This window comes from Nocardioides sp. (assembly GCF_016462705.1).
Classification (GTDB): Bacteria; Actinomycetota; Actinomycetes; order Propionibacteriales; family Nocardioidaceae; genus Nocardioides.
The window spans coordinates 1-10411 of record NZ_JAEMSS010000149.1 but is presented as its reverse complement, the minus strand read 5'-3'; the positions used below and the strand labels follow the sequence as shown (position 1 = coordinate 10411).

Annotated in this window: 12 protein-coding genes; 4 read left to right on the top strand and 8 right to left on the bottom strand. The window is 70.6% G+C overall.

Features of this window, described 5'->3' with window-relative positions:
• Window positions 1–646 (bottom strand): alcohol dehydrogenase catalytic domain-containing protein (locus tag JHD21_RS16730; RefSeq protein WP_292677497.1); only part of this gene is annotated, 646 nt, incomplete at its 3' end.
• Window positions 647–745: 99 nt separating this feature from the next.
• Here JHD21_RS16730 and JHD21_RS16725 point away from each other — a divergent pair.
• Window positions 746–2305 carry a UDP-N-acetylglucosamine 1-carboxyvinyltransferase gene (locus tag JHD21_RS16725; protein ID WP_292677495.1) on the top strand — a complete coding sequence of 520 codons (1560 nt, stop codon included), beginning with the start codon at window positions 746–748 and terminating at the stop codon, window positions 2303–2305.
• Window positions 2306–2359: 54 nt separating this feature from the next.
• Here the strand turns inward: JHD21_RS16725 and JHD21_RS16720 are convergent, their stop codons facing one another.
• Window positions 2360–2617, bottom strand: a complete 258-nt coding sequence (locus JHD21_RS16720; protein WP_292677492.1) for a zf-TFIIB domain-containing protein — start codon at window positions 2615–2617, stop codon at window positions 2360–2362.
• A gap of 65 nt (window positions 2618–2682) precedes the next feature.
• Between JHD21_RS16720 and JHD21_RS16715 the strand changes: the two genes are divergently transcribed.
• The 3 genes from JHD21_RS16715 to JHD21_RS16705 all read left to right on the top strand — a co-directional run bounded on the left by JHD21_RS16715 (window position 2683) and on the right by JHD21_RS16705 (window position 5436).
• A complete protein-coding gene (locus JHD21_RS16715; RefSeq protein WP_292677490.1) occupies window positions 2683–3486 on the top strand; it encodes a glycerophosphodiester phosphodiesterase in 804 nt (267 codons plus the stop codon).
• A complete protein-coding gene (locus JHD21_RS16710) occupies window positions 3483–4841 on the top strand; it encodes an MFS transporter (protein ID WP_292677488.1) in 1359 nt (452 codons plus the stop codon). The genes JHD21_RS16715 and JHD21_RS16710 overlap by 4 nt, the downstream gene beginning before the upstream one ends.
• 208 nt (window positions 4842–5049) lie before the next feature.
• Window positions 5050–5436 (top strand): RNA polymerase-binding protein RbpA, encoded by a 387-nt coding sequence (locus tag JHD21_RS16705; protein ID WP_292677487.1) that lies wholly within the window; start codon window positions 5050–5052, stop codon window positions 5434–5436.
• An 18-nt stretch (window positions 5437–5454) separates the two neighbouring features.
• On the opposite strand, the gene JHD21_RS16700 is transcribed toward JHD21_RS16705, so the two are convergent.
• The 6 genes from JHD21_RS16700 to JHD21_RS16675 form a co-directional block, all read right to left on the bottom strand.
• Entirely contained in the window at window positions 5455–5916 is a 462-nt protein-coding gene (locus tag JHD21_RS16700; protein WP_292677485.1) for an FxsA family protein, read from the bottom strand.
• Window positions 5913–6674: a polyprenol monophosphomannose synthase gene (locus JHD21_RS16695; RefSeq protein ID WP_292677483.1), complete on the bottom strand. Its 762-nt coding sequence runs from the start codon at window positions 6672–6674 to the stop codon at window positions 5913–5915. Before JHD21_RS16695 ends, JHD21_RS16700 begins: the two co-directional genes overlap by 4 nt.
• Window positions 6671–8227: an apolipoprotein N-acyltransferase gene (gene lnt, locus JHD21_RS16690; RefSeq protein ID WP_292677481.1), complete on the bottom strand. Its 1557-nt coding sequence runs from the start codon at window positions 8225–8227 to the stop codon at window positions 6671–6673. Before lnt ends, JHD21_RS16695 begins: the two co-directional genes overlap by 4 nt.
• A 398-nt stretch (window positions 8228–8625) precedes the next feature.
• A complete protein-coding gene (locus JHD21_RS16685) occupies window positions 8626–9036 on the bottom strand; it encodes a hotdog domain-containing protein (protein ID WP_292677479.1) in 411 nt (136 codons plus the stop codon).
• The gene (locus tag JHD21_RS16680) at window positions 9036–9773 is read right to left on the bottom strand and encodes an OAM dimerization domain-containing protein (protein ID WP_292677477.1); all 738 of its coding nucleotides are present in this window, start codon (window positions 9771–9773) and stop codon (window positions 9036–9038) included. The genes JHD21_RS16685 and JHD21_RS16680 overlap by 1 nt, the downstream gene beginning before the upstream one ends.
• Window positions 9770–10411, bottom strand: a 642-nt coding sequence (locus JHD21_RS16675) for a lysine 5,6-aminomutase subunit alpha (protein WP_292677475.1), incomplete at its 5' end; no start/stop codon positions are given. The genes JHD21_RS16675 and JHD21_RS16680, both read right to left, overlap by 4 nt.

The following is a 10411-nucleotide window of genomic DNA, read 5'->3' as shown; positions in this document are numbered from 1 at the left end:
CGCGCTCGGCCACGAGGTGGGTGGCCCCGAACTCGGTCGCGATCCGTTGGCGCGGCTCGTGCCGCGACATCGTGACGATGGTCTCGGCGCCCATGACGGAGGCGGCCAGGACCCCGCACAGCCCGACGGCACCGTCGCCCACGACCACCACCGTCCCGCCCTCGCGCACGCCGGCCGCGACCGCGGCGTGCCAGCCGGTCGCCATCACGTCGGTCAGCGCCAGCAGGGACGGGAACAGCTCCCGGTCGGGCACCCCGTCGGTCCGGACCAGGCTGCCGTCGGCCTGGCCGACCCGGGCGTACTCCGCCTGGCCGCTGCTGGTCATGCTGGCGTGGGCGCAGGCGGACTGGACGCCGGCCCGGCAGTGCGGGCAGGTGTTGTCGCAGTGGCAGAACGGCACGATGACGAAGTCGCCCGGCGCGACGTCGCGGACCTCCGCTCCGACCTCCTCGACGACCCCGATGCACTCGTGCCCGATCGTGTCGCCCGGGGTGATGTCGTTCTCCCCTCGGTAGGGCCACAGGTCGGACCCGCAGATGCAGGCCGCCACCACCTTCACGATGGCGTCGGTCGGCGCCTTGAGCACCGGGTCCGGGACCTCGGAGAGCCGGATGTCGCGGGTGCCGTGGATGGTGGTGGCGCGCATCCCTGGATCCTTGCACCCGACGCCGCACGCCCTCCCCCGGTTCGGACTCGCCGGACCGACCGAGTTGCCTTATCTCACATGTGAGTTACCGTGGATCGCATGAGTGAGACCTCTCTGGGCACGGTCACCGGCTACACCGGCGACTACAAGGGCCGGATCGGCAACATCATCCGCGACGCCCGCAAGCACCGCGGCCTGACCCAGGCCCAGCTGGCTGATCTGCTCTCCACCAGCCAGAGCGCGATCAACCGGATCGAGAAGGGCCACCAGAACCTCTCGCTCGAGATGCTCGCCCGGATCGGTGCCGCTCTGGACTCCGAGATCGTCGCGCTCGGGGCCGGTCCCACGCACCTGCGGGTCACGGGTCCCACCACGCTCTCCGGGAGCATCGACGTGAAGACGTCGAAGAACGCCGGGGTCGCACTGCTCTGCGCCTCGCTGCTCAACCGGGGCCGGACCACGCTGCGCAAGGTCGCCCGGATCGAGGAGGTCAACCGGATCCTCGAGGTGCTGAACAGCCTCGGCGTGCAGACCCGCTGGCTGAACGACGAGAACGACCTCGAGATCGTGCCTCCCAAGGAGCTGCGGCTCGACGCGATCGACGAGGTGGCCGCCCGGCGGACCCGGACGATCATCAACTTCCTGGGCCCGCTGCTGCACGACTACGACACCTTCGAGCTTCCGTACGCCGGCGGCTGCGACCTCGGCACCCGCACGGTCGAGCCGCACATGACGGCGCTGCGCTCGTTCGGCCTCGACGTGAAGGCCACCGAGGGCAGCTACCACGCCCAGGTCAACCGGGCGATCGAACCGAGCGCGCCGATCGTCCTCACCGAGCGTGGCGACACGGTGACCACCAACACGCTGATGGCCGCCGCCCGCAGGCCCGGCACCACGGTGATCCGCAACGCGTCGTCCAACTACATGGTGCAGGACCTCTGCTTCTACCTGCAGAAGCTCGGCGTCGTGATCGAGGGAATCGGCACCACGACCCTCACGGTCACCGGCCTCGCCTCGATCGACGTGGACGTCGACTACGCCCCGAGCGAGGACCCGATCGAGGCGATGTCACTGCTGGCCGCGGCCATCGTGACGAAGTCGTCGATCACCATCCGCCGGGCTCCGATCGAGTTCCTCGAGATCGAGCTGGCGACGCTCGGCGAGATGGGCTTCCACTACGGCCTCTCCGAGGAGTACGTCGCCCGCAACGGCCGCACCCGGCTGGTGGACCTCACGACCTACGAGTCCGACCTGCACGCTCCGCTCGACAAGATCCACCCGATGCCGTTCCCGGGCCTCAACATCGACAACCTGCCGTTCTTCGCGGTGATCGCCGCCGTCGCCGAGGGCCAGACCATGCTGCACGACTGGGTGTACGAGAACAGGGCGATCTACCTGACCGAGCTCAACAAGCTGGGCGGCCACGTCAAGCTGCTCGACCCGCACCGGGTGATGATCGAGGGTCCGACGCACTTCTCCGGGACCGAGGTCGTGTGCCCGCCGGCGCTGCGCCCGGCCGTGGTGATCCTGCTCGCGATGCTGGCGTCCAAGGGCACGTCGGTCCTGCGCTCGACCTACGTCATCCACCGTGGCTACGAGGACCTCGCCGAGCGGCTCAACCTGCTGGGCGCGAACATCGAGCCCTTCAGGGACATCTGACCGATACCCCCGCGAGCTTCGCCCCGGGACCTCGGTGAGCGGCCGCCGGGGGGCCTAGAACAGCGTTTCGACCCAGGCGCGCGCCGGTGGCTTGCCGGCGGGCGGTGCGGTCATGTCCGCGGTGATCCGGGGCATCGGCTGGGTGTGCTGACCGGCGTGCCGGTGCCAGTCGGACTCGGACTCGACGAGGCTGCCGAGGTCGGCACGGCGCAGGAAGATCCCGTGGCCCGAGGGGCAGCTGTGGACCTCGCCGTCACCGAGCGGGCGGGTGTCCATCTCGGTCTCGCACACGGGACAGGACAGCGGATCCATGTCTCCGAGGTTAACGCGGTGGTGGTGCCTCCCCGCGGACCCGCGCCGGGTGGATACTGCACAGCGTGGTTGGGGAGGCGCCGAGATCGGCCAGCGAGTGGGCCACGCCCGGCGGCGTGCTCGCGTTCGCGCACCGGGGCGGGGCCTACCACCCCGAGATCGAGGGCCTCGAGAACACGCTCGCGGCGTTCAAGCACGCGGTCTCGCTCGGCTACGACTACCTCGAGACCGACGTCCACGTCACCGCGGACGGAGTCCTGCTGGCGTTCCACGACACCGTCCTGGACCGGGTCACCGACCAGCAGGGCGCGATCACCGACCTGACCTTCGAGCAGGTGCGGCGCGCGCTGGTGGGCGGGCGGGAACAGGTCCCCACCCTGGCCCAGCTCTTCGACGAGTTCCCGCAGGCCCGCTTCAACATCGACCTCAAGTCCGACGGTGCCGCCCGGGCCCTCGCCGACTTCATCGCCGAGCGGGAGGCGTGGGACCGGGTCCTGGTCGGCTCCTTCAGCCGGGCCCGGCTCCGCGAGTTCCGCAGGCACACCCGCGGGCGGGTGCCGACGTCCGCGTCGCTGCTCGACGTCGTGCTGTTCCGGTTCCTGCCGAGCGGCCGCCTCGCCGACCTGCTCACGGGTCGCCGGGTGGCCGCCCTGCAGGTCCCGCACCGTCGGGGGCGGCTGACCGTCGCGTCACGTGGCCTGGTCCGCCGTGCGCACGCCGCAGGACGTCCCGTCCACGTGTGGACGGTCGACGACCCCGACGAGATGCGCGAGCTCCTCGACCGCGGGGTGGACGGCATCTTCACCGACCGCACGGATGTGTTGAAGGACGTGCTCATCGAGCGCGGCAACTGGAGGGACTCGCCATGACCGCCACCGATCCAGCAGGGATCGCGGATCTCGGGCCGCTCGACCGCGCCAAGGAGCAACGGGCCTGGTACTGGTACGACTGGGCCAACAGCGCCTTCGCGACGACGATCGCCGGCGTCCTCTTCGGCCCCTACCTGATCGCCATCGCCGAGGAGGAGGCCGTCGACAACCGGGTGTCGCTGCTCGGGCTCTCCCTGGCACCCGGCTCGCTGCCGGCCTACACGATCACCGCCTCGACGATCATCGCCGCGGTGCTGCTGCCCCTCCTCGGCGCCGTGGCGGACCGGACGTCCCGCAAGAAGGAGCTGCTGGCCGGCTTCGCGTGGACGGGCGCGGCGTTCGCGGGCCTGTTGTTCTTCGTGACCGAGAACAACTGGCAGCTGGGCATCGCGGCGTTCATCGTGGCCAACATCTGCATGGGCGCCGCCGCGGTCTTCAATGACGCCATCCTGGTCCTGATCTCCGACGAGGACGAGCGGGACCGGGTCTCGTCGCGGGGCTGGGCCTTCGGGTACGCCGGCGGCGGCCTCCTGCTCGCCCTCAACTTCGTGCTCGTGACCATGCACGACACCTTCGGGCTCTCCGAGGGCATGGCGGTCCGGATCAGCATGCTGTCCGCGGCCGTGTGGTGGGCCGGCTTCACCCTCATCCCGTACTTCGGGCTGCGCGACCGCCCACCGACCGACGTCGAGGACGTCGAGGGCAACGTCGTCCAGCGCAGCTTCGGCCAGCTCTGGGTGACCCTCAAAGAGCTGCGGAACTACCCGGTCGCCCTCACGTTCCTGCTCGCCTACCTCTTCTTCAACGACGGCATCCAGACCGTCATCGGGCAGGCGGCGGTGTACGGCGAGGAGGAGCTCGGGTTCGAGACCGGGACCGTGCTCGGCACCTATCTCCTGGTCCAGTTCGTCGCGATCTTCGGCGCGCTCGGTTTCGGCCGGGCCGCGGCCCGGGTCGGGGCCAAGCCGGTCATCCTCGTGGGACTGGGCATCTGGTCGGCCATCGTCACCGTCGCCCTGTTCCTGCCCGACGGGGAGCTGGTGCCGTTCCTGGTCCTGGCGGCCGCGATCGGCATCGTCCTGGGCGGGACCCAGGCGTTGGCGCGGTCCTACTTCTCGCTGTTCATCCCGAGTGGCAAGGAGGCCGAGTTCTTCTCCTTCTACCACGCGCTGGAGCGAGGGACCTCCTGGTTCGGCGCCCTGGTGTTCGGGCTCGTCTACCAGTTCACCGACTCCTACCGACCGGCCATCTTCGCGCTCATCGTGTTCTTCATCGTCGGTGGGCTGCTGCTCGCGAAGGTCGACACGGCTCGCGGGATCCGGGACGCCGGCAACACCGCCCCCCGCCGGGTCTGACGCCAAGCGGCGGCCTCCCGCGGCGGTCTAGTCAGTTGCCGCGCATACTGGCGGTACGTCTTGAAATTTCGGGAACAGTGTGGTTCCCGCTACCGTTGAAGACCTCGGGAGTTCAGGATGCGCCCTTCGCGCAACCTGCGTGGCGCGGCCAGCGTCCAACCCCCGGGACGTCAGACACAACGGGGAAACAAAGACATGGAGGTGCCTCATGGCTGAGCGCACATTGCGTGGAGCCCGCCTGGGAGGCCAGAGCTTCGAGGACGAGCGCGGCATCGAGTTCGCGGCCCGTCAGCAGGTCGGCTACCGCTGTCCCGAGGCGCACGAGTTCGAGATCACGATGTCCATCGAGGCCGAGATCCCGGCCGTGTGGGAGTGCCCGCGCTGCGGTGCCGAGGCACTCAGCACCGACGGCATCGAGAAGGTCGTCAAGGCGGAGAAGCCGGTCCGGACCCACTGGGACATGCTGCTCGAGCGCCGCTCGGAGAAGGAGCTCGAGGACATCCTCAAGGAGCGCCTCGAGCTGCTGCGCGACGGTCAGATCGGCCCGGCGCACCTGCACCGCGCCAACGCGCGGAAGCGCAAAGCCTCCGCCTGATCCGCGGAGGGGCGAGTTCTAGTCGGGGTCGACGACCTCGCCCGGCACGACCGGGCCTGACCCGCCACCGCGGGGCCGCCCGGGTGGCGGGACCGCCACGAGCCGGCGCGCCACCACGGTGGTGAGCAGCCGTCTGGCGACCGGCCGGGTGAACGGCAGGATCAACAGGATGCCGAAGGCGTCGGTGACGAAGCCGGGGGTGAGCATCAGCGTCCCCCCGACCAGGATCAGCGCCCCGTCCGCGAGCTCACGCGCGGGCATCCGGCCACTGCTGAGCGCGCTCTGGAGGGCCCGCCAGGCGCGTCCGCCCTCCCGGCGGATGAGCCAGGTCCCCAGGATGCTGTCGGCGATCAGGAGCAGGATCGTCCACCAGACACCGATCACCTGACCGACCTGGATCAGGACGTAGATCTCGACCAGGGGCACGACGATGAACGCGGCCACCAGGACCCAGCCGAGCCCTCCCCTGCGCCGGCTCACGACCGGCGTCCTTCGCGTCGGGCCGCCCGGCGGACCTGGTCGCGGCGCTCACGCAGCCCCCACCTGGTGATCCGGCGCAGCGACTCCGTCGCGACCGCGCCGCTCATCTTCGAGTCGCCACGCACCCGCTCGACGAACTCGATCGGCACCTCGCGGACGACCAGTCCGGCCCGCAGGCACCGGGTGACCAGGTCGGTCTGGAACACGTAGCCGGTGGACTGCACGGACGAGAGGTCGATCTTCTCCAGCGCCGAACGCCGGAACAGCCGGAAGCCCGCGGTGGCGTCCCGCACGTCGATACCGAGCAGGAGCCGGACGTAGAGGTTGCCCCCGCGGGACAGCAGCTCGCGCCGCCACGGCCAGTTCACGACCGAGCCGCCGGGCACCCAGCGGGACCCGATGACCAGGTCCGCGTCGTCCAGCGCGGTCAACAGCCTGTCCAGCTGCTCGGGCTGGTGCGACCCGTCCGCGTCCATCTCGCCGATCACGTCGTAGCCCGCTGCCAGCGCCCACGCGAAACCGGCCAGATAAGCGGCGCCCAGCCCCGCCTTCGCGTGGCGGTGCAGCACGTGGACCGCCGGGTCGGCGCCGGCCAGCCGGTCCGCCACCTCGCCGGTGCCGTCCGGGGACCCGTCGTCGACGACCAGGACGTCGACCGTCGGCTGGACGGCGCGCAGCCGACCCACGATCCACTCCAGGTTGTCGGCCTCGTTGTAGGTCGGGACCACCATCACGACGCGGCCCAGGTCCGAGGTCATCGCGCACCCACCAGCTCGGGGTCGGCCTGGGTCGGCGGGATCTCGGTGTCGGTCCGGGCACGACGGCCACGAAGCGCCACCAGGAGTCCCACGACCGTGAGAAGTGCGGCCACGCGTCCCGACCAGGGGCCGATCCGGGTCGCGGGGGTCAACGTGTCGATGAGGGTCACCTGCTCGAGCAGCACGTCCTGGGTGCGCGGCTCGGCGACGTCGACGACGGATCCGTCAGGGGCGATCACGCCGCTCACGCCGTTGGTCGACGCGACCGCTGTCCACCGTCCCGTCTCGATCGCCCGCACCCGGGTGATGGCGAACTGCTGGTCGATCTGGTCGGTCCGGATGAACGTCGCGTTGCTCGTCTGCACGACCAGCAGCTCGGCTCCACGGGAGATCTGCGCGGTGAGACCGTCGTCGTAGGCGATGTCGAAGCAGATCGCGTCGGCCACGGACACCCCTCCCACGTCGAGTGGCTCGTCGCGGGTGCCGGTCAGCATGTCGCGACCCACGTCGCGGAGCCGGTCGAAGAAGTTGTAGCGGAGGAACACCGACCGGAGCGGGACGTACTCCCCGAAGGGCACCGGGTGTCGCTTGGTGTAGCGCTCCCCCGCGCCGGTGTACGGGTCCCAGACGATGCCCTGGTTGAGGACCTGGTTGGGTCCACCGTCGGCGATCGCGCCGACCAGGATCGGTACGCCGATCGCGTCGCTCGCCTCGGTGATCTGGGCGTTGGTGGAGGCGTCGTCGAACGGGTCCGTGGCGGTGGAGTTCTCCGGCCAGAGCACGAAGTCCGGCTCGGGCACCTCGCCGGCGGCGACCCGCTCCGCGAGCGCGACGGTCGCGTCCGCGTGGTTCTGGGTGACCTGGCGGTAGTCGTACAGGATGTCGTCTCCGCGACCAGGTACGTCGCCCTGCACGACCGCGATGGTGGCGGTGGCGTCGTCCCTCTCGGTGCCGTCCCAGGGCATCACCACCGGCAGCGCGAGCAGGGCGCACAGGCCCACCAGGGCAAGCGCAGCCGGGCGCACCGGCGCCGATGTCAGGGCAGCCCGGGCCACGGCGGCCAGGAGCGCGCCCAGGAGGGCGAGGAGGAACGTGACGCCGACGGCGCCGACGTAGGGCAGCGCGGGTGCGACCGGGCTGTCGACGACCGCGAAGGCCAGCCGGCCCCACGGCATGCCCCCGAGGGGCCAGCCGCTGCGGACGATCTCGACCGCGGTCCACGCGGCGGCGAACCACAAGGGCCAGAGGCGGTGACGTTGCAGCACGGCGGAGAGCGCGCCGAGCACTCCGTAAAAGGAGGTCTCCAGGAGCGACAGCGCGATCCACGCGGGGATCCCCACCGCCTGCATCCACACGATGTGGGTGAAGTAGAACGTGGCCCCGAAGACCAGACCCAGCACGATCGCCGGGCGCACCCGCTGACCGCGAGTGAGGAGCGCGAACGCCGCGACGGAGAACGGGACCACCCAGGGCAGGGCCAGCGGCTCGAACGCGGCGCTCAGGGCCAGTCCCGCGACGGCGGCGCACAGGAGTCGGCGGCGCGGGGTGAGCACGGCGCAACGCTACCTGCCGTGCAGAGGTCGGAGGGGCCCCGCAGCCCTTCGGTCCAGCCCGAGAATCGACTGGATGACGTGGTCGGGCCGTTGTCTAGGGGGTGCGGGCCCCTCCGCCCCCACTCTCGCGGAGCGCTCCGATCTCCACGTCCCCACCGTTCAGGTGATGGCATCTCACCCTCGGTGAGGACAGGTGGACCGGTGCACCTCCCGCGATCTGCATGAGCGGACGGCGGCCACCTTCACTCTCTGGAGCGGGGCTTGTCAACCGCCTCGTGACCTGCGCAAACGCGCGTCCTCGCAGGTCAAGCGGCCACCCGCCGTTCACCACGAGTTCACGGATTTCGCCGGGTTTTCCCGCGCTGCGCGGCGTGTCGGACCGACACGCCGAGCCAGGTCTAGAGCGGTCGGCGTGGGGGGACGACGACCGTCCCCGTCGCGGTGGTCGCGACGAGAGGTGGGTCCAGGCGCCGGGCCGCACCGGGGGCCTCGTCGGTCGGCTCCCCTCGGGCGACCACGGTCAGGGTGAAGGCGATCCCCCGCGACCGGCTGCCGACCCGGACCAGCTCGGCGCTCACCTCGACCACGTCACCGGCGCGCACCGGTGCGACGAACTGCACGTCGTCGTAGGACGCGAAGAGGCCCTCGTCGCCGTCGGTGCTGATGCACAGGTCGGTGGCGACGTCGCCGAACAGCGCCAGGCCGTAGGCGCCATCCACCAGGGAGCCGGCGTAGTGCGCGTGCGAGTAGGGCACGTAGCGGCGGTGCGTCACGACGGTGCCGACCTGGGGTTCCCCGGGGGCGGTCATCAGGAGGCCTTCCTCTCGACGAGCCGGTGCACGAGGAACGATGCCACCTCGCCGGGCGTGGTCCCCCGGGTGAACACCCGGTCGACACCCAGCTCGTGGGACATCGTCTCGTCGAAGCGGGGTCCACCGACGACCAGGAGGGGCCGTCGGGCCTCCGGGTAGGCCTCGCGGAACGCCGCCGACATCTCCCGGGTGTTGAGCAGGTGCGCCTCGCGCTGGGTGACGACCTGCGAGACCAGGACGGCGTCCGCCTTCTCCTCGCTCGCGCGAGCCACGAGCTGCGGTACGGAGACCTGGGCCCCGAGGTTGACCACCTTGAGCTCGCGGTAGTACTCGAGGCCCTTCTCGCCGGCGAAGCCCTTGATGTTGAGGATCGCGTCGATGCCGACAGTGTGGGCGTCGGTGCCGATGCAGGCCCCGACGACGACCAGGCGCCGGCGCAGCCCGCGCTTGACGGCGGCGTTGACCTCCTTGGGCGTGAGCAGGGGGAAGTCCCGCTCGACCACCACGACCTTGTCGGTGTCGACCAGGTGGTTGACCCGCCCGTAGACGACGAAGAACGTGAACTCGGGGCCCATCGGCTTGGCGTGGACCACCAGGGCCGGGTCCATCCCCATCTTGTTGGCGAGCTGGAGTGCGGCGCCCTCGGCCTGCTTGGAGTGCGGAACGGGCAGCGTGAAGCTGGTCTGCACCATGCCGTCGCCGGTGGTGTCGCCGTAGGGCCGGATGACGGTCATCGCCCCGCCTCCAGGAGCTCGGTCGCGGGGTTGTAGTAGGCCGTCGACTTGCGGGCCACGCCGTCGAGGCCGCGGCCGGCGTTCGCGGGCCGCTTCATCAGCCCGAAGGTGCCGTCGGCGATCGCGCCCAGCAGGCCGTGCGGGTGGTCGAGGATCTGCTCGAAGAGCTCGATGGACTCCCCCAGCACCTCCCGGGCCCGGCGGGCGATGAACCCGTCGGGGGCCGGGTGGAAGTCCTCGTGCAGGTTGCCGGCCGCGTTCATCACGTAGCGGACGTTCTGGAGCGCCAGGTCCCGGTCGGAGAGCCACGGCGTCACCACCGCCTCGGTCATCATCCCGACGAGCAGGATGCCCTGCCCGGTGAGCGCGCCCACCAGGTTGAAGAACCCGTCGAGCAGGTAGCCCCGGAAGACGTCGCCGGTCATGTGCCGGGTCGGGGGCATCCACTTGAGGGGTGCGTCCGGGAACAGCTCGCGGGCGAGCATGGCGTGCGCCAGCTCGAGCCGGAACGACTCGGGGACGTCCGGGTCGATCTCGAAGGCGTGGCCCAGTCCGAGCTGCCAGTCGTCGAGCCCGGCCTCCTTGGCGAAGTACTCGTTGAGCAGCTGGCTCGTCGTGACCGTGTGCGCGGCCTCGAC